The 25656-nt window shown below is 53.7% G+C and carries 22 protein-coding genes; 12 read left to right on the forward strand and 10 right to left on the reverse strand.

Annotation, left to right across the window (positions count from 1 at the left end; translation table 11 throughout):
- Nucleotides 1-333 precede the first annotated feature (333 nt).
- Nucleotides 334-1638, forward strand: a complete 1305-nt coding sequence (locus RHJ31_RS04930; RefSeq protein WP_302677574.1) for an NCS2 family permease — start codon at nucleotides 334-336, stop codon at nucleotides 1636-1638.
- A 49-nt stretch (nucleotides 1639-1687) separates the two neighbouring features.
- A complete protein-coding gene (locus RHJ31_RS04935) occupies nucleotides 1688-2200 on the forward strand; it encodes an adenine phosphoribosyltransferase (RefSeq protein ID WP_149819388.1) in 513 nt (170 codons plus the stop codon).
- An 18-nt stretch (nucleotides 2201-2218) separates the two neighbouring features.
- Here RHJ31_RS04935 and RHJ31_RS04940 read toward each other — a convergent pair whose 3' ends face one another.
- On the reverse strand, nucleotides 2219-3916 hold the full coding sequence (locus RHJ31_RS04940; RefSeq protein WP_302677575.1) for a phospholipase D-like domain-containing protein: 1698 nt from the start codon (nucleotides 3914-3916) through the stop codon (nucleotides 2219-2221).
- Between the two features lie 122 nt (nucleotides 3917-4038).
- Between RHJ31_RS04940 and RHJ31_RS04945 the strand changes: the two genes are divergently transcribed.
- The 7 genes from RHJ31_RS04945 to RHJ31_RS04975 all read left to right on the forward strand — a co-directional run bounded on the left by RHJ31_RS04945 (nucleotide 4039) and on the right by RHJ31_RS04975 (nucleotide 11509).
- Complete coding sequence (locus RHJ31_RS04945) at nucleotides 4039-5268, forward strand: acetate/propionate family kinase (RefSeq protein WP_149819384.1); 1230 nt, start codon at nucleotides 4039-4041, stop codon at nucleotides 5266-5268.
- A 169-nt stretch (nucleotides 5269-5437) separates the two neighbouring features.
- The gene (locus RHJ31_RS04950; RefSeq protein ID WP_286649438.1) at nucleotides 5438-5869 is read left to right on the forward strand and encodes a hypothetical protein; all 432 of its coding nucleotides are present in this window, start codon (nucleotides 5438-5440) and stop codon (nucleotides 5867-5869) included.
- A gap of 29 nt (nucleotides 5870-5898) precedes the next feature.
- Nucleotides 5899-6480, forward strand: a complete 582-nt coding sequence (locus tag RHJ31_RS04955; RefSeq protein ID WP_302677576.1) for a L,D-transpeptidase — start codon at nucleotides 5899-5901, stop codon at nucleotides 6478-6480.
- Nucleotides 6481-6743: 263 nt separating this feature from the next.
- Nucleotides 6744-7823, forward strand: coding sequence for a type IV pilus assembly protein PilM (gene pilM, locus RHJ31_RS04960; RefSeq protein ID WP_315862964.1), 1080 nt, complete (start codon nucleotides 6744-6746; stop codon nucleotides 7821-7823).
- Nucleotides 7824-7834: 11 nt separating this feature from the next.
- A complete protein-coding gene (locus tag RHJ31_RS04965) occupies nucleotides 7835-8536 on the forward strand; it encodes a PilN domain-containing protein (protein WP_302677577.1) in 702 nt (233 codons plus the stop codon).
- On the forward strand, nucleotides 8533-9252 hold the full coding sequence (locus RHJ31_RS04970; protein WP_302677578.1) for a pilus assembly protein PilO: 720 nt from the start codon (nucleotides 8533-8535) through the stop codon (nucleotides 9250-9252). The genes RHJ31_RS04965 and RHJ31_RS04970 overlap by 4 nt, the downstream gene beginning before the upstream one ends.
- A gap of 94 nt (nucleotides 9253-9346) precedes the next feature.
- Nucleotides 9347-11509 carry an AMIN domain-containing protein gene (locus RHJ31_RS04975; RefSeq protein WP_302677579.1) on the forward strand — a complete coding sequence of 721 codons (2163 nt, stop codon included), beginning with the start codon at nucleotides 9347-9349 and terminating at the stop codon, nucleotides 11507-11509.
- Nucleotides 11510-11574: 65 nt separating this feature from the next.
- Here RHJ31_RS04975 and RHJ31_RS04980 read toward each other — a convergent pair whose 3' ends face one another.
- From RHJ31_RS04980 to RHJ31_RS04995, 4 genes are all read right to left on the reverse strand, one after another.
- Nucleotides 11575-12957 carry a ferredoxin:protochlorophyllide reductase (ATP-dependent) subunit N gene (locus RHJ31_RS04980; RefSeq protein ID WP_149819371.1) on the reverse strand — a complete coding sequence of 461 codons (1383 nt, stop codon included), beginning with the start codon at nucleotides 12955-12957 and terminating at the stop codon, nucleotides 11575-11577.
- Between the two features lie 33 nt (nucleotides 12958-12990).
- A complete protein-coding gene (locus RHJ31_RS04985) occupies nucleotides 12991-13371 on the reverse strand; it encodes a DUF5331 domain-containing protein (protein ID WP_149819369.1) in 381 nt (126 codons plus the stop codon).
- Between the two features lie 44 nt (nucleotides 13372-13415).
- Nucleotides 13416-14261 carry a ferredoxin:protochlorophyllide reductase (ATP-dependent) iron-sulfur ATP-binding protein gene (gene bchL, locus RHJ31_RS04990; protein ID WP_149819367.1) on the reverse strand — a complete coding sequence of 282 codons (846 nt, stop codon included), beginning with the start codon at nucleotides 14259-14261 and terminating at the stop codon, nucleotides 13416-13418.
- Between the two features lie 66 nt (nucleotides 14262-14327).
- Entirely contained in the window at nucleotides 14328-14585 is a 258-nt protein-coding gene (locus RHJ31_RS04995) for a hypothetical protein (RefSeq protein ID WP_149819365.1), read from the reverse strand.
- Nucleotides 14586-14879: 294 nt separating this feature from the next.
- On the opposite strand from RHJ31_RS04995, the gene RHJ31_RS05000 reads away from it, so the two are divergent.
- Nucleotides 14880-15512: a CPP1-like family protein gene (locus tag RHJ31_RS05000; protein WP_149819363.1), complete on the forward strand. Its 633-nt coding sequence runs from the start codon at nucleotides 14880-14882 to the stop codon at nucleotides 15510-15512.
- Here the strand turns inward: RHJ31_RS05000 and dnaN are convergent.
- The 5 genes from dnaN to obgE form a co-directional block, all read right to left on the reverse strand.
- Complete coding sequence (gene dnaN / locus RHJ31_RS05005) at nucleotides 15509-16618, reverse strand: DNA polymerase III subunit beta (RefSeq protein WP_302677581.1); 1110 nt, start codon at nucleotides 16616-16618, stop codon at nucleotides 15509-15511. The genes RHJ31_RS05000 and dnaN overlap by 4 nt on opposite strands.
- Before the next feature lie 96 nt (nucleotides 16619-16714).
- Nucleotides 16715-18283: a murein biosynthesis integral membrane protein MurJ gene (gene murJ / locus RHJ31_RS05010; protein ID WP_302677582.1), complete on the reverse strand. Its 1569-nt coding sequence runs from the start codon at nucleotides 18281-18283 to the stop codon at nucleotides 16715-16717.
- A 66-nt stretch (nucleotides 18284-18349) separates the two neighbouring features.
- Entirely contained in the window at nucleotides 18350-19621 is a 1272-nt protein-coding gene (locus tag RHJ31_RS05015; RefSeq protein WP_399375698.1) for a sensor histidine kinase, read from the reverse strand.
- Between the two features lie 2 nt (nucleotides 19622-19623).
- Complete coding sequence (locus tag RHJ31_RS05020; protein ID WP_302677584.1) at nucleotides 19624-22152, reverse strand: CHAT domain-containing protein; 2529 nt, start codon at nucleotides 22150-22152, stop codon at nucleotides 19624-19626.
- A 38-nt stretch (nucleotides 22153-22190) separates the two neighbouring features.
- Entirely contained in the window at nucleotides 22191-23201 is a 1011-nt protein-coding gene (gene obgE / locus RHJ31_RS05025) for a GTPase ObgE (protein WP_302677585.1), read from the reverse strand.
- Nucleotides 23202-23392: 191 nt separating this feature from the next.
- Here obgE and RHJ31_RS05030 point away from each other — a divergent pair, with 191 nt between their 5' ends.
- Entirely contained in the window at nucleotides 23393-24760 is a 1368-nt protein-coding gene (locus tag RHJ31_RS05030; RefSeq protein WP_302677586.1) for an LCP family protein, read from the forward strand.
- A gap of 47 nt (nucleotides 24761-24807) precedes the next feature.
- Nucleotides 24808-25653 (forward strand): ROK family protein, encoded by an 846-nt coding sequence (locus RHJ31_RS05035; RefSeq protein WP_399375699.1) that lies wholly within the window; start codon nucleotides 24808-24810, stop codon nucleotides 25651-25653.
- Nucleotides 25654-25656: the final 3 nt, after the last annotated feature.

The following is a 25656-nucleotide window of genomic DNA, read 5'->3' on the forward strand; positions in this document are numbered from 1 at the left end:
TACGAGAACTTCGTTGCTGCTGATGCTGAGTTGAATACGCCCTCAATTTTTGGCTTTTATACACAGTTGATATAATTTAACCGCAAACTTGAGAGAGGTGATGTAATCTCGCTCACATCCATGTCCTGCTCCCTATTATACCTTTTCCCAAAAGGCTCCATTTCAAGAGTACTCCAGTATATGCAGTGGCGAATCTCTCTGTTAGGGACAAGTCCAAGCCTTATCAAATTCACTCATACTGGGCTTCAGCGTAAATAAACTTGAATAACTCTCGCACAAAGGAGCAACCTCTTGAGGAGACATGGGTACTCACGCTTTAGGGATTGGTTTAATTTGCAGCAAGCACACACCTCACTCCCTACCGAGGCACTGGCGGCACTGACAACATTTCTAACGATGGCCTACATCTTGCCCGTCAATGCACAAATTCTTTCCAATGCCATTTTTCGCGAGCAACCACAGGATTTGCAGGGGGAGTTGGTGATTGCAACCGCCGTGTCTGCGGCAGTGGGTAGCATGCTGATGGGGACTTGGGCAAATTACCCGATTGCGTTGGCCCCCGGCATGGGCATCAATGCCTTTTTTGCTTTTGCGGTGGTGGGGCAAATGGGGCTGCCTTGGCCATTGGCGTTGAGTGCTGTCCTCCTAGAGGGCATTGTTTTTGTGCTGCTCACCTTGACGGGGGTGCGATCGCTGATTGTAAATATGATTCCCATGTCCTTGAAGGTGGCGATCGCTGCCGGGGTGGGGCTATTTATCGCCTACATTGGCCTTAGCAATGCGGGAATTATCATTGCTGATGCCGCCACGAAAACAAAACTCACCACCTTTGACACATGGCCACCCATCCTCGCTGCCCTTGGGATTCTTTTGACGGCGTTTCTCTGTGCTAAGGGGGTGCGGGGCGCGATTTTTTGGGGAGTGATGATGACTGCCTTGGCTGCATGGCTAGTGGGAGCTACCCCTTGGCCGACAGGTTTGATCCAATGGCCGCAATGGCCGTCCCATCTCTTTGGTCAAGCCTTAGTGGGTTTTGGACAATTACAACCGCAGCAGTTGGGGTCTTTTCTCTTGGTCACCTTGGTACTGCTTTTTACCGATATGTTTGACACCGTGGGCACGCTCTCTGCGGTGGGGGTACAGGCGGGGTTTCTCAATCAGCAGGGACATTTCCCCCGCGCTTTGGGAGCCTTTATGGCGGATGCAGTGGGGACAATTGTTGGCGCCCTCTTTGGCACTTCCACCGTGACCACCTATATTGAATCGGCAGCAGGCATTGCCGTGGGGGGACGGACGGGGCTAACGGCGCTGATGGTGGGGGGCTTGTTTTTGCTCTCACTGCTGTTTTTGCCGATTACGACCGCCATTCCCAGTTTTGCGACGGCACCGGCCTTGGTGCTGGTCGGTGTCTTTATGGCGCGATCGCTCCCAGACATTCCTTGGTCTGATCTCACGGAAGCGATTCCTGCTTTTTTAGTGGTGTTGGTGATGCCCTTGAGCTACTCCATCAGTGAGGGGCTAGCGGTGGGATTTATTAGCTATCCAATCGTGAAATGGGCGGCAGGCAAAGGGAGAGAAGTGCATCCTGCTCTCTGGGGATTGGCGGTTATCTTTATTGCCCACTACTTTTGGCGTTAGACAGGATCTAAGATAGGATGCTTCTGAACTGATTGGAACCTAACTACCTATGGATCTCAAATCCCTGATTCGCGATGTCCCAGACTTCCCTAAGCCGGGCATTTTGTTTCGGGATTTAACAACGCTGCTGCAAAATCAGGCGGGGCTGCGCTACGTCATTGACCAATTGGTGGAAAAACACGCCAACGATGGCATTGACTATGTGGCTGGCATCGAGTCACGGGGATTTATTTTTGGCGCTCCCTTGGCCTATCGCTTGGGAGCCGGCTTTATCCCTTTGCGCAAACCGGGTAAACTCTGCGCGCCGGTCTATGCTGTGGAGTATGAGCTAGAGTATGGGCGCGATCGCCTCGAGATGCACCAAGATGCCATTGAACCAGGGCGGCGGGTGTTAATTGTCGATGACTTGATTGCCACAGGGGGCACAGCAGCAGCGGCGGCGGGTCTGATCCAAAAAGCACAAGCTGAACTCCATGGCTTTGCCTTTATTGTTGAGCTGACGGACTTGGGAGGACGGCACAAACTTCCCAATGTGCCAATTACCACCCTTGTAACCTATTAGGTGTGGCTTGCGAGGACATTACCACGTCACGCGATCGCGCAAGCGTTCGAGGAGCTTCGGCCCGACACCGGGGACGGCATCTAGATCGGCCAAGGATTGAAAGGGCTTTTGCTCGCGGGCACGGATAATTTCAGCCGCTAGTTTTGGGCCGACGCCCGGTAGGGTTTGCAGTTCCTCTGCGGTGGCCGTGTTCAAGTTCACCCGTGTAGTCGGTGTGCTGGCACGATTTCCTGAAGAGGGGGCAGGTCGGGTGGCAATCTTACCGCCACAGGCGGTCAACTGCTGCTGAATGCGATCGCGAATATGCTGCGGCAGACCCAAACGACTATTGCTATAGAGCCGCTCAAACTCCCGTTCGTAGTGAGCTGCAACCGTAGGATGCTCGATGACCAGCAAGAATTCATCATTGCCGCGGTTGGCCGCCTCGGACCAGTTGTGGGAACCAACAATGACGGTGCGATCGTCGACCACGCCATACTTGTGGTGCAGCTTATCGCCCTCTGGTAGGAGGGGGGTGCCCACCGTTTGAATGGGGTTTTGCCACGGGCGGTTGCCGGCTTCGTAGTAACAGTTGCCTTGACGGGCTTGGGCAGTATTGGCCATCGCCACCCCCATCATATCGAGGGCTTCGCTAAAGTCACGGTAGATAAATCCTGAGTCAATGAGGGCGCGAATGCTAACCCCTTGGTTATGGCGTTCCTCTAAAACGTAGGATAGTTCTTGATCTGAAAAGACAAAAAGCGCCATGTCAATTTTTTGGCGTGCCCAACGTAGTGTTTGGCCAATCAAGCCATTGGTGGAGACAGACCAAGGTTGCGATCGCGGGGTTGGCGAAAAGCGCACCGTAACCATGGCATCGCCCACCGCTACTGGTTGAGGGGGACGCACTGGCTTTTTGACCCCAAAGCGACTGTTGGGCTGACCACCGGGACCATCCCCCCACATGATGTTGAATTCCTCAGTAAATAGGCGTGCCACGGCGGGACTATCAATCACCAAGAGGGAGTTGGCATTGCCACGGGTATCGGGTCGTCCCAAGTCGCCGTGGACATCACTGAGGGTAAAGTTCGCCGTAGTCGCAATCACTTGGCGATTGTCAATCACAATAAACTTGTGGTGCATGAGCATACTGCCTTTGGAGCCATCGGCAGTGTCATCAATCCAAGGAATCTTCGCTTCGTTGAGAATCGTCTGCACATCGCGATCGCTGAGTTCGGCAGCACTGAGTTGGCCATCGCCGTTGGTATCCACCAGCGCTTTCCAGTCGTTATAGCGCTCCCGCATTCTTGGATCCATGGCACTCACCTGCCCAGCACTGTATGTTGCCCAAGGCGCAGTGTAGGTATTTTCCATCACCACTCGTACCCGCACCCCCGCCTGCTGCCGTGCTACTAGGGCCTTGGCCAGATTGGGTAAGCGAAACTCCTGCACCGCCACATCAATCGTCTTTTGTGCCTTGGCAATCTGCTCAATCATGATTGCCTCAAGGTCTTCCCCTTCACGGGTATAGGGGCGATAGGGTTCTTGATAACTGTGGGCTTGGGAGTGATTCATGTGTACCGCGATTTGTGGATGTTGAGGCAGCGGGTCTAGGGCAGGGCGGAGAATCGGGTGCGATCGCAATTGAGTGAGCACCACAGCCGCAATCAACAGCCCCAATAGAAACAACAGCAGATACACACCGTGTCGCCGCCATTTAAGCTTTTGCCAAAACACGCTGACTTCCCCAATGCCTGTCCCAATTCTAGGGCTATCTTTTTCGCCTCAAGGTGTTCTGCGCTGCATCGGTTGCCACGGGCGCTTGGCTAGGATAGAGGCGATGCTTTTGCGGGCCTGCCATGATCACGGTGCTGGTGTTAAATGCTGGCTCTAGTAGCCTCAAAGCCTGTTTGTATCAGTTAGCACCTGAAATGGCGGCAACGGCTGCCACACCCCCCGCTCCCCTTTGGCAAGGCCTGCTCGATTGGGGACAAGACCCAACGGTGGCGCGGCTCAAGGTCACAACTGCCGACCAGCGCTACGAAGCCAGCCTAACCCACCCAGAGGGGGGAATTGCAGGCCTACGGGACTGGCTCAAAACGCTCCTAGACACCCTCACCAATGGCTCGACAACGCTCCTAGAAAGCCTTGCAGAGATTACGATCATTGGTCATCGCGTGGTTCATGGGGGTAGCCGTTACCAAGCAGCGGTGCGCGTGGATGCGCAGGTGAAAGCAGCAATTACCGAATTTAGTGAATATGCGCCGCTCCATAATCCAGCCAACTTGCTGGGAATGGAATTAATGGCCGACATTTGTCCCCAAACACCCCAAGTGGCCGTGTTTGATACCGCGTTCCATGCCCAACTGCCAGCAGTGGCGCGCACCTACCCTATTCCCTATGAATTGACCACCGCTGGTATTCAACGCTACGGCTTCCATGGCATTAGCCATCAATACGTGAGTGAACGGGCGGCCACCTTATTACAGCGTCCCTTAGCAGCGCTACGCCTAATTACCTGCCACCTTGGCAATGGCTGTTCCCTCACTGCGGTTAAGGGGGGAGTCTCGGTGGAGACCACGATGGGCTTTACACCCACGGCGGGAGTGATGATGGGGACGCGCTGTGGCGACATTGATCCGGGAATTTTGCTCTATCTGTTGCGGCGGGGCAAGACAGTTGAAGACCTCGATCGCTTGGTGAATCGGCAATCGGGCCTGTTGGGAATCTCTGGGGTGAGTAACGATTTGCGCCAGATCTTGGCAGCGATTGATCAGGGGAATGCCCAAGCGCAGTTGGCCTATGACTGTTTTATCTACTCCCTGCAACGGGGCATTGCCAGTCTCTTGCCCAGTCTTGGTGGTCTCGATGCGTTGGTATTCACAGCAGGAATTGGTGAAAATGCCGCCGGTGTGCGCCGCGATGTCTGCCGAGGACTGGGTTGGTTGGGAATTGAGTTAGATAGCGCAGCTAACGAAGAGAGCAAAGGCGATCGCGACATTGCGCTGCCGACTGCTCCCGTACGGGTTCTCGTGGTTCAGACCCAAGAGGATTGGGCGATCGCCCGCGCCTGCATACAGCTTCTGTAAACTGAATTTGCTGAAGAAAACATAAGAAAACATCAAGATTTATGCCCTAGCCTTGACGCCCCAAGGGCAGCGTACGTAGAATGCGGGTAATTATTCACTCCTCAGTATTCAGTTTTCAGTATTCAATCTTTAAATCGTCCAGAGACAAAAAAACATCAGGAGTTGAACTGTGTTGAATCTGCGTCGTACCGCTCTTGTTGCCTTGGCCGCAATGGCAACCTGTACCACTGTTTTACTTTCTCCTGCTGAAGCCAAACAGGTGAAGGCTGTGCGGGGCGTTGTCACCAACATTGATGGGGATAATGTCACCCTGCGGCAACCTTGGGGTGAAGAGATTGTGGTGGTGTTTGATCGCAAGCACCGTCAGCGCCCCTTCCGCAAGGAAATTGTTGAAGGTCTGGATGTGGCAGTGATTTTGGATCCAAAGGCCAGTGTGCCCACCGCCAAAATCATCTGTGCCGCCATCGTGCCTGCCCCTGAGTATGTCGCGGTAACCCCCATTCAAGTGCCTCAAGTGGGTGGCTCAGCACCGGCTCCGCGTCCGGCTGCCATTCCCCCCGCAGCACCACCGCCGGCACCGCCAACACAAATTCTGTTCTAAACATCCTGAGAGAGATCGGAGTTGTTCTCATGCTGGGCTGGGTCAGAGGAAAAACCTTAAGTTTAGCACTGGGGGCGATCGCCACCCTGCCTATGGCTGCTGTGGGTGCTGAAGAATTGAAGGTGAGCCGTGCCTCTGAGTCAGAGCCGTACTTACCGACCACCTTAGCGCCCTTGGCACTTCCCCCCCTTGGTGAAGCAACTCCGTTTCTACCCGCTTTAGAACGCAAAATTGTCCTGCGCTTGCGGCAGCGCCGCGTCTTTCTCTATGAAGGTGATCAAGTATTAGCCAGCTATCCCGTGGCTGTGGGCAAGCCGGGCTGGGAAACGCCCCAAGGTAATTTCAGAGTGCTGCACAAAGTCGTCAATCCCCAATGGCGTAATCCCTTTACGGGGGTTTTGGTTCCGCCGGGGGGTCGCAACCCTTTGGGCGATCGCCTGATTGTCTTTGCCCCCATGGGAAATAACAACTATGCTGGCTTCCACGGCACAACGAATGAATCTTTGATTGGCCAAGCCGTTTCCCATGGCTGTGTGCGGATGCGCAACGATGATATTCGCGCCCTCTTTGAAAAAATTGAGGTGGGCACACGGGTGATTGTTCAGCCCTAGTTGATCTTAATTAAGAAAAACTGATACCATCATTGAGCGATCGCTGGTGACTTTCCCCAAGAGCGATCGCTCAAGTTTTGCATAAAGCCACTTTGCAAACCATACCAATGCATTGGAAAGAGCCGATGCACATTGGTTATGATCGCCTTAGCAACACAGGTGTTTCCATAACCCTGTCAGGTTAGGGTCTGGCCTCGTTCTGAAATTCACTCTTCACGCCATCTCGCTAATGCAAACTTGACCGTTCACTGGTGGGTGATATTGTGCTGGGAAATCTATTTGCAAAACCAAAGCAGGGCTTGGGGATTGAACTCACCGCAGAGCGGGTCAATATCGTACAGCTTCAGCGGCAAAAGCAGGGTCTGAAAATGACCGCTATGGCCTCAGTGCCCTTGAGTGAAGGCGCCATTGAAGAAGGCCGCATCATTGACACCACCGCCGTCGCCGATGCCATCCGTCAAGGGATTGAGGATAAGCGCATCAAACAAAAAGAGGTGATCAGTGCTATTCCCATGAATGAAGCCGTGATTCGCCTGATTCGCCTGCCTGCGGAATTACCCGACTACGAATTGCGGGAAGTGGTTCTCATGCAGGAAGCCCCACTGTACCTTCCCTTTCCCCGTGAAGAGGCCGATGTTGACTATCAAAAACTGGGAACCTCCCTTGATGAAGATGGCATTGAGCGGGTAGAAATTTTGCTCGTGGGCACGCCCCGCGAAGTGACCGATGCCTACATCAATGCCTTTACCCAAGCCGGTTTACAACTCACCGCCCTTGAAGTGACCAATTTTGCCCTCATGCGTACCCTGCGGGATTCACTACAGCAGTTTGTGGGCGAAGCAGCAGCGATTATTGATATAGGCGACGAGGGCACAGAAATTAGCATCGTCAAAGATGGCATTCCCCAGTTCAACCGCAAAGTGCCCATTGGCAAAGAACGGATGCAAGAAGCCATTAGCCGCGCCATGAACTTGCCGCCTTCGATGGGCGTTGACCTGATTGAGAATCTGACCGTTCCCCTAGAGCCGATGGATGTGACCGGAGCACTCAACCCCAGTGGTGCCGCTATTTTGCGAGTGCTCTCCGATCTAGCAGACGAAATCCGCCGCTCTATTGACTTTTACCTCAACCAAGGGGAAAGTCTAGAGGTCTCGCAGTTGCTGCTTGCCGGTCCCGGTGCCAGTATTGGTCAAGTGGATGAGTTTTTTAGTCAGCGGCTCAACTATGCCACCACTTTGGTTGACCCCATTAGTTTGCTGGGACTGCAAACCCTAGAAGAGATTCCCCTCGAAAAACGCCCTGCCCTCGGCACGGTGATTGGTCTTGGTCTGCGTGGCGCTTAGGAGCATCCCCGATGTACTCAATTGAGATTAACCTCCTTAAAGAACGTCCCGAAGTGGGGGGCATGGCTGCTACCACAGCCGCAGCGGCAGGAATGAGTAATGTGCCGATTATTCTTGGCTCTGTAGCGGCGCTCTTTTTTGTAGGGCTTGCACTCCTCGGCTCGGTGGGTGCCAACCTCTGGCTGCAACAACTGACGAGTAAGCAAAAAAGCATTCAGAATCGCCTTGCAGCGATTTCTCCAAACCTGCAACGCATGGATGAAATTAAAAAAGAGCAGGAGCACGTTACCGCGGAAACCAAAGCCCTAGCCTCGGTGTTTAATCAGGTCAAACCTTGGTCGGCGGTGATGCGCAATATGGCAACTCAAACGCCAGCAGGGGTACAAATTCGGCGGATTACCCAAGGCGGACAAACAGGCCAAGAGCTAACGATTGAAGGCACAGCCGTATCCTTTGATGCAGTCAGTGACTTTCTTTTGCTCTTGCAAAATCGCTCTCCCTTCTTTGATGGCAAGGCCACTCAGTTGGTGAAGGCGGAACGGGCAAATCAACAGGGTGAGGAAGAGACAACCGCAAGGGTTTCCTTCAATATCAAGACGGCGATCGCCAGCGTGCCGGCATCGGAACTCCTTGAAGAACTCGCGGCCAATGGCGTTGAAGGACTGGTGGCGCGCATTCAATTTCTCAAAGAAAAAGGAGTGGTACAGGAATGACCCTAACTGGCGATTTTGGCGGCCCCCCGATTGAGGAACCCGCACCCAATTATCCGACGGTCTTTGGCATTACCCTGACACCCGTCGTCAGTGGTGTCCTTATTGCCTTGGTAGGTTTGGGAGCAGCGGTTTACTTGGGGAGTCTTCTCATTGCCCCCAAACTGGAGGAAGCGGCCAAGTTACAGGAGGAAATTGCCCAACAGGAAAATGACCTCTCCCAGCGGGAAGTGATCCTGAAGCAACTCAATGATGTAGTCGCGGGGTTAGAGCGCGCCAAGCAGCAAAATCGTGACGTGCGATCGCTCTTTGCCACTCAGGAAGCCCTAGACACCCTCCTCCTTGACCTTAACCGCCTGATCTTGACCAGCGGTGCCCAACTGACCACATTTGAACCCGATAGTGCAGCTTCAGGAATTGTCCAAGATGGCTCCCTTGGCCCCGAATTAAATGCCAAACTAAAACAACAGGTAACCAACGTTACGATTCGAGGGCCATTTCCCAGTATTTTGCAGATCATGCAAAAAATTGACCAGCAGCAGAACTTTCTCGTGATTAACAACCTAACGATGGAACTCGTTGCTGATAAGCCCGGCGAAGTGATTACCACGTTTAAGCTTATGGCCTATGTGCCCCTAACCCCTGAGGAAATTGCCGCTTTGGCCCCCCCACCCCAAGGAGGTGAGCAGCAAGGACAACCGCAGCAACAACAGCAATAGCGCATGGAAAGCCAAAAAGCAGCGTAGAGTGTCTTGGGATTGAGTTGCATTCTCTTTTCATACGTTTGGTGGCATTTGTGAGGAGTCAAGCATCGTGAGTCAGCTTTTACATCGTCTCGGCTTAGGGGTGGCCACAACCGCCCTTGTTGCTGCCAGTCAAACCCCCACTTGGGCCACAGCAACGGAAATTACGGGAGTTCGTCTAGTAACAGCGCCCAACGGCATTCAACTCCTCTTCAACGTGCAGGGGAATCTACGGCCAGCAGTTTTCACCGTCAATCGCGGCAATGCCTCCATTGCTGATATTCCCAATAGCCAACTGCGCCTACCCCAAGGGGGAGCCTTCCGCCAAGACAACCCCGCCCCCGGTATCTCCTCCGTCGAGGTGGTACAACTGGACGCCAAAACCATCCGCGTCACCGTGAATGGCATTAGTGCTGCTCCCATTGGTGAAGTCATCCGCGAAGGACGCGATGGCCTGCAAATTAACTTCATTACGGCTCAAAGCCCCGCGGGCCCTCAGGTTGCCCCCAGTGGTCAACCCATGGCCATGCCCCCCGGCCCTAGTGCGGTGCCGCCTTTTCTGCCGCGCCCAGTGCCACCCCCTGTTGGCGATATGCTGATTAGCCCAGTCAATGCTGACCCCGACGCGATTCAACTGGGCACCAATGAACGGATTCCCCGCCTACTGCTGCGGGAGGCTCCAGTGCGGGAGGTTCTTTCCCTACTGGCTCGTGCCGCCAATATGAACGTTGTCTTTCCGGAAGGCAATGGCGAAGCAGGCGGCGTCACCATCTCCCTCGATATCGAGAATGAATCCGTTCAAGACGTATTCAACTATGTGCTGCGGGTTACCAATCTCAAAGCCAATCGCCAAGGCCGCACTATCTTTATCGGTCAATCTTTACCCCCTGATGCCCAAAACCGCATTGTCCGCACTATTCGCCTCAATCAAATGCGCGTTTTTGGTGCTGGCTCAACCACACGGGAAATCAGCTCTCTGGCTCAAACGGGGGGCACCATTGGCTCTGGCGGTACCACAAGTGGACAAGCTCAGACAACGGCTCAAACTGCTCTCAACCGTACAACCAGTACCCGTGAGGGTGACCTGCAACTAGGGGCAGTGCAGCTTTTGGAAATGTATGGTGCAAACTTGCCAGATACTGGCCCATCTCAGGCGCCAACCGGCTGTGAGCAGCTGCAACTACCAGCAGCAGCTGGCGGTGTGGTTGATCAAATTTGTCGAAGCTCACTCCTGCGGGGACTAGAGGTGGTGGGTGACCCCCGCACCAACACAGTCACCCTCATCGGCTCCCCCCGCAAGGTAGAAATTGCCACCCAACTGATTCAGCAATTTGACATCCGTAAGCGGCAGGTAATGGTCAATGTCAAGTTTATTGATGTGAACCTGTTGCGAGGGCGGAGAGCAAATGCAGACTTAATTACTAACTTTGGCAGCAGCCTTTGGGGAGCTATCTTCAACGCTGATGGACTCACTGTTATCCGTGGCACCACACCTAACGTGGGTGGTTTGACCCCTGCCCCCCTCACTGGCGCACCAGTCAGTACACCCGTGGGGAATCTACTGAGCGACTTTTTTGCGCAGCTTCAACTTTCTATTGAAACTGGCAATGCCACAATTCTGACCAACCCCACCCTTGTCATTCAGGAGGGGAGTGCTGCGCAAGTCAATTTGACCCAAGAAATTTTCTCTGGCATTGAATCCACTGCTGATCAACAAGCCACTGGCGGCGGCGGGGCGATCGCGACTCAACAGATTCGCCCAATCCTGCGGCCTGTGGGGGTGATTTTTAATGTCACCGTAGAGCAAATTGACGATAATGGTTTTATAACGCTGCAATTGTCTCCAGAGGTGAGTGCTCCCAGCGGTACCTATGCTGTGGTTTTCCCAGGAGCGCCGGCGGGTTCCACGGGGACACTGATCTCACAGCGGCGGATGGAGTCGGGGCGGATTCGCTTGCGGGATGGCCAAACCTTGATGCTGGCGGGCATTATCCAAGATCAAGATCGCTCGTTGGTGAGTAAGATTCCAATCCTAGGAGACATTCCCTTGTTGGGGCGGTTGTTCCGCCGCGAGAGCAACCAGCGTCAACGCAATGAACTGGTGGTGATGGTGACGCCGAAGATTGTTGATGATACCCAAAATGCCGGCTTTGGCTATCAGTACACGCCAACACCCGGGAGTATGCCGCCAAATATTCAAAATCAGATTCTCCAACCTCCACGGCAACGCTAACACTTCTAAGTAGGGATTACCCCCTCCGAGTCTGTTCAGAGGGGGTTCATTTTTTTAGTTGGCCTTTAGTTGGCAACCAGTTTTTGCCAACCTAACCCTGCAAGGGCTTGATTGCGCCGCAGCGGACGGGTAACGAGTTCTAGAATGTCACGGGCATTGCCAAAGCCGTGAATTTGGGCAAAGGTGAATTCCACAGACCACTTGGTGCTGATGCCACGGGCTTCGAGGGGATTGGCATGAGCCATACCCGTAATCACAAGGTCGGGCTGGAGCGCCTTAATCCGCTGAAGTTGATTGTAGTTATCGGGTTTTTCAACAATGGTGGGGAGGGGATGCCCCATCTCGCCACAAGTCTTCGTCAAGAGTTCTAGCTCAGCTGCTTGGTAACGTTTATCCATGTAGGGGATGCCAATTTCTAGTACCCGCATACCACAGCGAATCAAAAACCGCGCTAGGGAGATCTCTAGGAGATTATCCCCCATGAAAAAGACCGATTTGCCTCGCACCAATTCAAGGTAGTCGCTCAGTTTTTCCCAAGTTTCGGCTTCGCGCTCCGCTAGGCCTTGGGGCTGAATCCCAAAAGTGGTACAAATCTGTTCGATCCACGCGCGGCTACCATCAGGGCCAATGGGAAAGGGAGCCGTAATGAGTTGACATTTGCGGCGGCGAATCAAGGTAGTGGCGGTACGACTGAGGAAGGGATTCACACCAGCAACGTAGTAGCCCTCATCAATCACTGGCAATTCGGTATAGCGTTTGGCAGGCAGCCATCCTGACACCTTGATGCCCTGTTTTTTTAATTCCAAGGTGAGTTGGGTCACCACGGGATCGGGCAGGGAGCCAAAGAGAATAAGGGGTGGGTGGTCGTGGTACTGGTGGGATTCAGCTTGGAGATCCTCTTTTTTCTTGCCAAAGTTGAGAAGGCGCTGGATGGGGTTGCGTTCCTCTGGATCGCTCACCGCTGTGGGCGTGGGACAACGGGCGGCCATGGCTGCTAGCACCGTATCTTCCCCTTGGGTAAAGGCATAGTCCAGACCATTGGCACGAGCCACAACAATGGGAATGCCAATTTCGGCTTCTAGTTTGGGCGCCAGTCCCTCCAAGTCCATTTTGATAATTTCCGTGGTGCAGGTGCCAATCCAGACAATGACACTGGGGTTGCGATCGCGCTTGATTTGGAGGCAGAGGCGCTTTAGCTCTTCATAATCATTGAGTTGCGCCGAAATATCTCCCTCTTCGAGCTCCGCCATGGCATAGCGGGGTTCGGCAAAAATCATCACCCCCATCGCATTCTGCAAAAAGTAGCCACAGGTCTTGGTGCCAATGACCAAAAAGAAACTGTCTTCAATTTTTTGGTACAGCCAAGCCACACAGCTGATGGGACAAAAGGTGTGGTAATTGCCCGTTTCACACTCAAAGTTGAGGGCATTGGGAGCAGTCGCAGTCATAGGGAGAGCCTCCAAATTTAGAAACGATTGGAACTAGGTTTGATGACTTTGAGCAGCCTCCTCACCGTGTTCTTCAGCCCGATTACTGACAAAGGGCTTAGGGGGTAGTAAGCGAGGTTCTGGGGGCAGTTGAGGAGGGTTATCGCCGTTGGCCCGTTCTTCGTCGGGGTTGAAGTTCAAGCCCAAGGCAGAAATAATGCGATCGGGATCGTTGCTGAGTTCGACAATGACGGGTAGAGCATCCAGTAAGCGCGGTTCCAAAGCCGTCAGCACCCCCAAAATAAAACTTGAGGAGGGGCGCCGTTGACCGCGATAGGTACTCCAAATCGCCAAGCGGACAATCCAATGGTGGTTTTCTTGGTAGTAGGCCAGCCACTTACTGCGTGCGCTTTGCCGTAATTGCTCAGGGTTCATACTCACTCCAGCGAAGGGGTTCCGTGGAGTATTCTAGGAGAGTTTTAGACCGCTGCAAGTGACCGTTCTGACCCCTGTGGGTTTAAGTAGAAGTCGGAGAGCAGGGCAAAAAGGTCGCGATCGGGGGCATCCTTGGGCACCACCCCCTCAGGCCGCGCCAAAATTTGATCGGCAATGTTCAAGTAGTAGTCACAGACATAGTTGAGACTGGGATCGCTTTCGGCCATCTCAAAGAGGGTTTTGCCCTTGACCCGTGACACGCGAATATCCTCAATCAGCGGCAGCACTTCAAGGATGGGCATGGGCACGGCTTCCACATATTTTTCAATGAGATCCCGCTTACTGGTGCGATTGCCAATGAGACCCGCAAGGCGCAGGGGGTGCGTGCGCGCTTTTTCACGGACGGAGGCGGCAATGCGATTCGCCGCAAAGAGGGCATCAAAACCATTATCGGTGACAATCAGGCAATAATCGGCATAGTTAAGGGGGGCCGCAAAGCCACCACAGACCACATCCCCCAGAACGTCAAAGAGAATGACATCGTATTCATCAAAGGCATTCAGTTCCTTGAGGAGCTTGACCGTTTCACCGACCACATAGCCGCCACAGCCTGCCCCAGCCGGGGGGCCACCCGCTTCGACACAATCCACACCGCCATAGCCTTTGTAGATCACATCCTCTGGCCAGACATCCTCGTAGTGGTAGTCCTTGGCTTGGAGCGTGTCAATGATGGTGGGAATCAGAAAGCCTGTCAGGGTAAATGTGCTGTCGTGTTTGGGGTCACAGCCAATTTGCAGGACTTTCTTGCCCCGCCGCGCCAGCGCCACTGAGATGTTGCAACTGGTGGTGGATTTGCCAATTCCGCCTTTACCGTACACTGCGAGTTTCACGTTGACTTTGCCTCCTAAGTAATGGAGCGACACGATGACCTAACTGCTATTCTCGGCCAGCGATCGCTAGAAGTCGCAGCGGTCAAGAAAATTATTTTTGTGTAATAAAAATTCAGCTGATTTGAGGATGGGCAAACGCTTTTTCGAGTTTGGGAAGTCTCTCAGGAAACTAGCGGTTCTTTGAGAAGTTATCTTTAATTTTTTTGCTGTTAGTTTTTTAGTTAAATTAAACAAAAATACAAAAATTCCCGCCGCCAAGTCATCCCCTGACCAATTGCCCTCAAGGCTAAAATTTACCTGCCCAGCGATCGCGCCAAAAAACATCTGAAAAAAGAAACGTTTCTCCTAGGGGGCGATCGCCCGCATCGTTGTAAAGAATTATTAAAAATCTCGAAAGTAAATGATTTGTTACAATTTAGACGGTTGCATCCCTTTGAGCGCTACTTTCTCTCGTTTTCCCTAGGAAGTAGTTAGAATTTGAGGGAAGGCGATTGTGCTACAGCGTTTTTCTCTGCCATCTCTCTGGACGAGCAAAATTAGCTCCTTGGAAAGGTGCAGCATCGTTAAGCTGTAGGGTAGCCTTCAGTCCGCTGTTGATACTGCCCGTAAGAATGGCCAATGAACAAAGATCAATTTGCCATGAGTGACAACCCCTACGAAAAGCTGCAAGTGCCGGAAGACGCTTCTTTCGAGCAGATTAAAGAAGCACGGGATGCGCTATTAGCGGCTCATCCGGGGGATGAACGGCAGCGTACCGAAATTGAAGCAGCCTACGATGCCATTTTGATGGATCGGCTGCGGCAACGCCAAGAGGGCAAAATCAAAGTGCCTGAGCGCATTCGCTATGCTGAGCAACTCAATGAACCGGCGCCAGCTAAGCCCAATCGCATTGCGAATCATCCCGCCCTTCAGTGGTGGCAGCAACAGTTGGACACCCCCAACCTGCGGGGCATCGCGATTACCTCAACGGTCTATGCCGTTCTGATGGCGATCGGGCTGTCTCAGGCCAATCCCGATACCTTGGCATTGGTGCTGTCACTGGGGGTTGGCTTTAACCTCGTGTGGCTGCAACGCAAAGAACAACGCCTTGGCCGTGCCTTTTTGATCACCCTCCTTGCCTTGATATTGGGCGCAGTGATCGCCGTGGGCATTTACCAGCTTGGTCTGCCGGGGGTCTTCCTCAATGTGGATCAACTGGTGGGCATTGGCGTTTTCGTCACCTTTTGGCTCACCAGCAATTTCCTGCGCTAACTGCGAATTTGAATCGGCATCACCAAGTATTTCATCTGGGCTTCCCCAAGGGGGAGGAGGATCGCAGGCTGGGTTTCGCCGTTGAGTTGCAGTTGCACCTCTGAACTATTCATCACCTTCAGTCCTTCGAGAAGATATTTGACATTGAAGGCCACCTCTATCGACTCCCCAGAAATCTGAGCCGGCACATTCTCTTCACCACTTCCCAATTGCGGCGCCTCAGCCGAGAGTTTGAGTTCTTGGGCTTCAGCATCAATGTTGATTTTGACGACGTTATTCTTTTGAGCCGCAAGAATTGCCACCCGTTCTAGGGCATCTGCTAGGGTCGATCGCTCCACCGTGACTTGGCGCGCAAAGGTTTTGGGAATGAGTTGGCGGTAATTGGGATACTGCCCCTCCAACAGACGGCTGGTAATGCGAGCATCGTTGCCAATATCAAACACCACTTGAGTCGGGTCACAGCGCAGTGCTACATCCCCGTCTTGTTTCGCCATCAGCCGCTCTAGATCCTTGAGGGATTTTGCGGGAATTGTAATCGGCGAGAGGGCTTCCGGCACAGGCTGTTCAGTCAGCGTAACGGCGAGGCGGTGGCCATCGGTCGCTGCAAACTCAAGGCGATCGACCTCAAAGGTCACATGCAACCCGGTGAGAATTTGCTTGGTTTCATCAGTGCTCGCCGCAAACAAACTCCCCTGAAGTCCCCGCCGCAATGCCTCTGCGGTCAAAGTTACAGGTGTCACATCCTCTAACGTGGGCAGAGCAGGAAATTCCTCGGCACTCATCCCCTGAATCTCAAAGAAACCGCTGCCATAGTCGAGGATCACCCGCGTATCTTCCGCCGTAATCTCAATATCACGATTGGGCATCCGCGACACCATCTCACTAAAGAGCTTGGCAGAAACAGTAATTGCCCCCGGCACCTTGACCTCTGCATCCAGCCAGATTTGCATCCCCAAACTGAGATCAAAGACGGAGAGTCCGAGGCGGTCACCTTCAGCTTGCAGGAGAATATTCGCCAAAATCGGGTGCGACGGATTGCTCGGCGCAACGCGACTCAGGGGGGCAAGCTTACTACTGAGAACTGATTGTGAACAAACAACTTTCATGGTGTACTCCACGGCAGAGGCAGATGGGATGAGAGGCAACGGAGAGGGGAAAAAACGCGGCTCGTTATTGGCCGATCTACTAGCATACTATGCAATCTATGACTGGTATCGCTTGGGCAAAAACCGCCGTACTTTGCTCAGGAAAAACTCTAGCTCCGGTAGATTTAGGGGCGAGATAGCCGCTGCAAAAACAATCAGGCTGACACTGCCGGCGATCGCCAACTGCAACAGTTGCACCCCCAAGCCTTCCCGCCCCCAGAACAATTCCAGTCCTTTGAGGGCACCCCAACCTGCCCCACCACTGAGAACACTGGCTAGGGCAATTCCCACCAACGGCACAATTAGCTCCCCCCAAGGTAGCCCCCCCAAACGACGGTGCAAAATCCAAGTCAGGGCAATAAACGATACGGTATTCACCCCAACCGTGGCCATTGCCAACCCAACAGCGCCAAAGGCTTGGGTAAAGAAAAAGCAAAACAGGGCATTAAATCCCAATCCCCAGAGGGTGATGTAGAGGGGTGTGCGGCCATCCTCTAGGGCATAAAAGACCCGCACAATGACATCGCGGGCAAGGTAGAAAAACATACCAATGGCATAAACCAATAGTAGCGCCGCCACAAGTTGGGAGGCCTGAAAATCAAAGGCACGCCGCTCATAGACCACCCGCACTGCCGGCAATGCCAAAGCTGCCATCATGCCACCGAGGGGCATCATACTCAAGGCAGTGAGTACCAAACTCTGGCGAATGCGTTCCTTGAGATCCGGCCAATGTTCTGGTTGTGCCAACTTTGAAAAAATGGGCATATAGGGCACAAGGATCACATTGGAGAGAATCCCTAAGGGCGTTAGAAAGAGCAGTTGGGAGTAACTCAAGGCCGACGCAGCCCCCGCAGGCAACTGGGAGGCAAAGAAGAGACTGATATAGACGCTGATCAAGAGCATTCCCGAGGATAGGGTAGCAGGCCCCATGAGTTGAATTAACTCCCGCACCTCAGGACGATTGAGATCAAAACGTAATCGCAATGTACCCATGCCGGCTTGCCATTGGGCAGGAATTTGTACAAGCCATTGCAGTACCCCTCCCGCTAGGGTTCCCCAAGCGAGCACTGCTGGGCCAAATTGATCGGCAAAGAACCAAATGCCAATAATCACTGCCAAACTAGACAGCAAGGGACTAATCGAGGGCAACCAGTACTGATCGGCAGCATTGAGGGTACCAAAGCCAATGCCAATCAAACCCGAGAGCACGGCCAAGGGTGCCATAATCCGAAACTGCTCTGCGGCTAAGGCTTGAATCTCTGGACTGGCACCGGGGGCAATGAGTTGAATTAAGGGGTCAGCCAGCACCATCAAAATGGCGGTCAGCACCAGTAATAGGGCACCCACAACGGTGGTAATGGTTTCCACGAGGGGCGCGGCTTTTTCGGGCGGTTGCTTGAGAACCACACTGATGATCGAACTGTGGAACGGGCCATTGATCCCCCCCAAGAGCACAAAGAGAAACCCCGGAATCACATAGGCATAACTGTAGGCATCCACTGCGGCGCCAACACCAAATTCGGCGGCGATCGCCTGCTGGCGAACCAGTCCCGCGACTTTACTCAACAGCGTTGCAACGGCAACAATGGTGGCAACATGGGCAAGCGAACGTGATTTCTTTTCCACAGTGGTGGCAATCCTAATAAAACTGGCTGATTTGGGGATAACTCTGGCGATGATCGTACCAGCGATCTAGATCTCTTTTATTTCCGCTGGCAGCAGAATCGTAAAGCAGGTGCCTTGACCGACTTCGCTAGTTACCTGAATCTGACCGCGGTGGGCTTTGACAATGGATTGGGCGATCGCCAGCCCTAAACCCGTCCCTTCGGACTTTGTGCCCTGAAGGCGATAAAAGCGATCAAACAGGCGGGGCAGTTCACTGGCGGGAATCCCCGGTCCATTATCGGCAATCACGACACGGTAGAATTTGCCCTGCTGATCCAACCTCACTTGAATCTGACCACCGGCAGGGGTATATTGCACGGCATTACTGAGGATATTCGTTAACAAGCGACTCAGGTGATCGGGGTTGCCCCACAGGCGATAGGCCTCTGTCTCTGAGGTCTGGGGATCCGCAAGCTCCAACGCCAGTTGGAGGTGTTTTTGCTCAATCAAGGGCGTTTGCTCCTCAATCACCCCCAAAAGCAGGGCATCAAGGTGACAGGGCTGGGCCTGCAGGGGAATCATGCCGCTATCTTGACGAGTTAGAAAGAGCAAATCATCCACTAAGCGACTGAGGCGGCGACTAAGGCGTTCAATGACTAGGAGTTGTTGGCGTTGGGTTTCCAGATCCGCAGTGGCTAAGGCAACCTGGACATTGGTTTGAATGAGGGCTACGGGGTTGCGCAATTCATGGGAAGCATCAGCGGTAAATTGCTTCAAATAAGCATAGGACTGCTGCAGGGGGGCGATCGCCAGCCGTGACAAAAACCAGCCACTAATACTCACCAGTGTCAGCGTGATGGTCATACCGACCAAGAGATCCCAGAGTAGGGCTTGACTCGGTTGGGTCACCTCGAACCAAGGATGGCTGACCCGCAAATAGCCCAGTAGGCGATCGCCCACCACTAAGGCCACCGTCATCTGCCGTAGCCAGCGATCCTCCCCCACCTGCACCGTTTCTGCTGTCCGATTCAGATGCAAGGGCAGATCAAGGGGTTCTGAAAACGTGCTCCAAACCAACTGCTGATCCGGAGTAAACCCCTCTAGGTCAATGTGATCCTCCTCCAGTGCCGCAAGGGGGCTACTGCCTAAACTGGTTTGCCAATCAATGGCTTCCGCCGTGCCCGTGTCAATAATCAGGGAACGACTCACCACCTCAACAACGTGGCTGAGGGTGTCATCAATGCGCTCGATCAGGGTTCCCCGCACATAGACAAAGAACCCCGTGGCAAAGATGAGGAGCAGGAGTGCCGTTACCCCCACATACCACAGGGCAAGACGGTATTGAATGGCACGAACCATCGTCATCGGGGCAATGCTAAGGGAGACCAATCACCACTGGAAACAAACGCCGCCCAATAGTAGGGGGATTCATCCTTGAGTCGCTGAAGCTGGACTTGCCGCAGGGCTTCTGTGCGCCCCATGCCTCGGCGCAGATTTTGGTAAAAGGCCACCATTATATCGCGGGTTACTTGATCATCCACTTTCCATAGGGTACTCACCTGCGATCGCGCCCCCGCCAATGTAAACGCTCGTCGCAATCCATAGACCCCCTCCCCATTCACCACATCTCCTCGCCCCGTATCACAGGCGGATAACACCACTAATTCTGTGCCGCTGAGGTTCATGCCGGTCACTTCCAAAGCAGTAAGGACACCATCATCCACATCTGAACCGCTCTGGCGCTGGTTAAACCCTGCCAAGGCCAAACCCGAACGCAAAAGGGGGTTTTCCAGAATATCCCTGTTTCCTGATGGGGCTAGAAAGAAGCCATGGGTAGCCAAGTGGAGAATTTTTGGGGACTTCGCCGCCTTAAGCGCTGCTTCGGTGGCCGCCCCTTGAACCAATAGCCGTGCTTGGGGTAGGAGTGCCCTGAGGGCTTGGGCTTCTTGGGCTGTCCCCGGCAAAGGAGCAAAGGCCAACCCCCGCAAGTCAAGGGAGCGCACCGCCGGGGAAGCAGCGGCATTGCCAAAGGAATGATCAAAACTGGGGTCAGCAACAATCAAAGGCACAGCGGTAGATTCTGATTGGGATTGCAAACGCAACAGTTCTCGTCCTGAGGTGAGCAAGGTAATGAGATAGGATTCCACCAAGTAGCGCCCTTGGGCATCCACAAGTGCCTGAAAGGGAATAGTATTCAACTCCCCATCCGGGGCAATGAGCAAATGAGTCGCATTGCCAATCCACGGACGAATCGGCGTCATCACCCGCTCGGCAAGAACTTGAGCTGCCCGTTGAACTTCACCCTTGGGTAAGCGAGGGTCAGCCAAACGTAAGCGAGTCTGGCGTACTTGGGTATCAATTTCAGCAGCGGTGCCAAGATCTCTCCCTAGGGGCTGACCCGTGGCACGCAATACATAGACGCCATAGCGCAGCTCACCAAAGCTCTGTTTGCCCAAGTCGTAGGGGCGATAGCGAATAAACTCAATCAAAGCAGCATTAGCCGGAATCGCTCGTTGAACCGCAGCGATGGTTACGGGTTGAGTGAGTTCGCGAAAGCTAGCACTGCGCAGACTCAGTTCGGCTTCCAGTTGATTGGCCTGGGCTTGAAGCTGCTGCACTTGGGAGAAAGCTGCTGGCTTTGCTGAAGCAAAAACGAGTTTAGCGATGGTTGTGCGCAATGTGGTGAGTTGCTGGAGCTTCGCTTGATCTGGCGCCGCTAGTTGCCGTCGCAGTCGTGCTTGGTTCTGGCTGAGAAAATCCAGTAATCGCCCTTTGCGGCGCAAGAGTGTTGTCAGAGCCAAGGCGGTGGCCTCAGGATCTTGGGGCAGGTTCTGCAGGTGCAGCGTGAGAATGGCATCGGTACTGTTTTGAAAGGTTCCTAGATAGTTGCGCTTGTAGTCCTCTGAACCAACGATTAGATTCTGACTGAGGTTCTTTTCCTCAATTTCCTGTACGTTTTGCAGTAGGGCAAGGGTTTGGGTAAGATTTCCCTGTTGCCAATAGACTGCAGCAAGGTTTCCTAGCGCAGCAGCGGTATGGGGATGGCTTTCCCCAAGGCGGGATTGGGCGATCGCCAGCGCCCGTTGATAGAGAGGCAGTGCCGCTGCGTAGTTGCGCTGATCAAAATAGAGCGTGGCTAAATTATTCAGGCTGGCAGCAATATCGGGGTGACCTGCGGGCAACGTTTGTTCGCGAATCTGAAGGGCACGTTGATACAAGGGCAAGGCGTCAGCATAATTCTTTTGTTCCCGATACAGGGCTGCGAGGTTGTTCAGCGTTGTTGCCACGTAGGGACTCTTCTCCCCAAGGGTTTGCTCAAAGATTCTGAGGGCGCGTTGATACAAGGGCAGGGCGGCTGCCCTCTTTTTTTGCTCAGTGTAGAGGAGACCGATGTTATTGAGAATGACCGCCACTTCGGGATGATTGAACCCTAGGGTCTTTTCGGCGATCGCCAATGCTCGCTGAAACACTGGCAACGCAGCATCATAGTTCCCTTGGGCACGGTAAAGATTGGCCAAGTTATTGAGTGTTGCAGACACCTCTGGTTGATCTGACCCGCCAGCACGCTCGTAGATAGTCAATGCCCGCTGATAGAGGGGGAGTGCTGCTGCATAATTTCCCTGCTCAACATGGAGCTTTGCCAATTCGTTGAGACTGGCTGCCAAAAGGGGATGGTTGCTGCCCAGTGTATTTTCTACTAAGGTCACAAAGCGCTCTGCTAGGGGAATAGCAGCCTGCATATTACCTTGTTCCCGCAGTTGATCAATTTGATTGGCGAGTTCCTGAAATTGCTGGGGGGATGGCTGGGCTAGAGTTGGCGAACACAGACCAAGAATCAGACTACTTCCAAGGGCGATCGCGCCCCGGACAAGGCATCTTCTGGTGTTCATTTTTTTCCTCGGTGGTTCCTCAACAGCACCCGTCACAATCAAGAATACTGATGGGAAACGCTCACCCCCAGTTCCTGCCAAATGGCATTTAAGAGAGGCTCTAACCCCTGACGCGCCACCGCAGAGATGGCAAAAACCCGTTGACCGGTATAGGCAGTAAGGGTGTCTTGAACTGCAGCAATTTGGGAAGGTTCTAGGGCATCAATTTTGTTGAGGGCAATAATTTGCGGGCGATCGCCCAAGCCGTGCCCATAAGCCACTAGTTCATCGCGAATGGTTTGGTAAGCAGCCACCACATCCTCAGCCGTGGCATCAATCAAGTGCAGCAGCAGACGTGTGCGCTCAATATGGCGGAGAAACTCATGCCCCAACCCCAGACCCGCATGGGCACCGGCAATGAGACCGGGAATATCAGCAAACACGGTGCCATCACCATTGGGTTGGCGCACCACACCTAAATTGGGCACCAAGGTTGTAAAGGGATAATCAGCGATTTTCGGTCGCGCTGCTGATAACACAGAAATCAGCGTGGACTTACCCGCATTGGGCAGACCAATAATGCCCACTTCCGCTAGTAGTTTGAGTTCCAGCCGGAGATGCCGTTCTTCCCCCTCTAGCCCCGGTAGGGCATAGTCTGGTGCCCGTTGATGATTACTCAGGAAGTGCTTATTCCCTAAACCCCCTTTGCCCCCCTTGGCCACCAGCAGCGTTTGACCGGGGGTGGTGAGGTCGCCCAGTAATTCCTCCGTTTCCGCATCCCAAACCATTGTGCCGCAGGGCACTTCAATCACTAAATCCGCACCACAGGCACCCGTACGGTTATTCGGCCCGCCCCGTTGGCCATTGTCCGCCTTGAACACATGGGCATAGCGAAAGTCCAGCAGTGTTTGCAAATTGGAGACTGCCTTGAGAATCACCGAGCCGCCATTACCCCCATTGCCCCCCGATGGCCCCCCCGCAGGCACGTATTTTTCACGGCGAAAGGCAATAATGCCGTCGCCCCCCTTTCCAGCTTTGACATGAATTTCGGCAAGGTCAATAAATTGCATTTTGGCCGCAATCGGTTGCGTATAGGTTGGGTATCTGAGTATTGTATCCTGCCAACTGGTTGACAGTTCTTTTCACAGGGATGACACCGGCTCCAAAGGGTGAGACTTCGTATCGAAGACGCTTCATGTACGTCATAGGAGAAAAGGGCTATATGGTAGGCTTAAGGGAATTTTAGTGTGTCGAGGCAATAGTGTTTATTCGATGGCAACACCGACGACGACCCGCTCCGCCTGAAGAAGGGGTTTTATTTTGGCGACTGGTGTTGTGGCTAGGGGTTGCCTTAATCTCCGGCAGCTTGGGGGCACTCTGGGGGCTATTGAGTCAGAGTACACCGCTTATGCAGCGATCGCTCAGCAGTCGAGAGTGGCAGGTGTTTCAACGGGGCGATCGCTGGACAGGGGCAAGGCTCCATCAACCCTTGAATTTACTGCTCATTGGCTCCAAGGTTTTAACCTCCGACTTAGATGAACCGCCTGACCCCAACCTTACCTACCATGCCCTAGTGAATTCCGTTGAAGGGCTATCGGACTCACTGCTACTCGTGCGCTTTGATCCAGTGCAGCAACGGTTAGTGGTGTTGTCAATTCCTCGCGATACGCTGACCTTTATCCCCGGCCGAGGCGACGCCAAAATTAACGAAGCCAATGCCCTCGGCGGGCCTGCACTGGCGGCGGAAACGGTAAGTGATCTGTTGGGGGATGTGCCCATCGATCGCTATTTGCGCATTAACGTTCAAGGCATTGAGAAACTCATTGATGCCCTTGGGGGGGTGACAGTGGATGTACCCACAGCCATGCGCTATCGGGATGACAGTCAGCGCCTCTACATTGATTTGCAGCCCGGACGACAACACCTGAATGGCAACCAAGCCCTACAATTTCTGCGCTTTCGCTACGATGCCCTTGGCGATATTGGCCGCGTGCAGCGACAACAGATGTTTTTGCGGGCATTGATGGAGCAAACGGCTCGCCCGGAAACCCTTGCCCGTACCCCCCAGCTTCTCAGTATTATTCGCGAAAACTTGGATACCAACTTAATGGTTGAGGAACTGATGAGCTTGGGGCAATTCCTCACTAGCTTGCCGCGATCGCGGATGGAGTTTCTGATGCTGCCGGGGAACTTTAATGGCAGCACCGATGAAGTGGAAGTGAGCTATTGGTTGCCCAATTACCAACGGATTGCTTGGCTGACGGATCACTATTTCCGCGACACCCCTACTGCTGATCCGCGCGAGACAGGTCTGACCACCCCTGCCCAGGTGCGCATTGCGATTCAAAATACCACCCTGCCAGAATCATTGGTCATGCGTCTGAGTGAGCAACTGCAAACCGCGGGTTACCCTGATCCTTTGGTGGCAGAGCCATTACCCCAACCGATGCCGATTACGCGCATCATTGCTCAGCAGGGGGACTTGGCGGCAGCGCGTCGGGTGCAGTTATTGCTGGGATTTGGTGAAGTACGGGTGGAGAGTACGGGTGTGCTAGCATCGGATGTGACGATTCAACTGGGCGACGATGCCCGCGATCGCCTGCAATTGAGACCTGCCAAATCCCTGTGAGCGAACCCTACGTCATTGGTGTTGATCTCGGTGGCACTGCCATCAAAATGGGGCGCTTTAGTCCCAAGGGGGATTGCCTCAATACCCTAACGTTGCCGACCCCTCAGCCTCCCTTTCCAGAGCGGGTGATTAGAGCGATTGTGCAGGGGATTAAAGAACTGGATGGTGAGGATCGGGCGTTGGCGATCGGGATGGGGATACCGGGGCCTGTGGATGCCACTGGTCGTATTGCCCGCCGTGCGATTAACCTTGACTGGTACGAAGTGCCCATTAGCGACAGCCTCGAACAGTTGACGGGCAAGCCCACCGTAATTGGTAACGATGCCAACTGTGCCGGCCTCGGAGAAGCATGGCTAGGGGCAGGGAGTCAGTTTAAGGATCTAATTTTGCTGACCTTGGGGACGGGGGTTGGCGGTGCAATCATCCTCAATGGCAATCTCTTTGTCGGTCGGGATGGCGCTGCTGGCGAGTTGGGGCTGATTACCCTCGACTACAACGGGCCTCCCTGCAACAGTGGCAATCGCGGTTCCCTAGAACAACATGTTTCTGCCCAAGCCCTGCGGCGACGCTGGGGCTGTGAACCCCATGAGATGGCAGAGCGGGCCAACAATGGTGACCCTGAGGCGATCGCCCTCTGGCAAAGCTATGGCCGTGAATTAGCCGCTGGCATTGCGAGCCTTGTGTATGTCCTCACCCCCGAAGCAGTGATTATTGGTGGGGGGATTAGTGCCGCCAGTGACCTCTTTTTTCCCTCGATGATTGCTGAATTGGAAGAGCGGGTGCTGCCCACCTCCCGCAATCACCTCCACTGTTTGCGAGCCACCCTTGGCAATCACGCGGGCATCGTCGGTGCAGCCAAACTAGCGTGGAAATACGTCAAAGACCATCTCTAAGTC

It is taken from the genome of Thermosynechococcus sp. JY1331 (assembly GCF_031583475.1).
Classification (GTDB): Bacteria; Cyanobacteriota; Cyanobacteriia; order Thermosynechococcales; family Thermosynechococcaceae; genus Thermosynechococcus.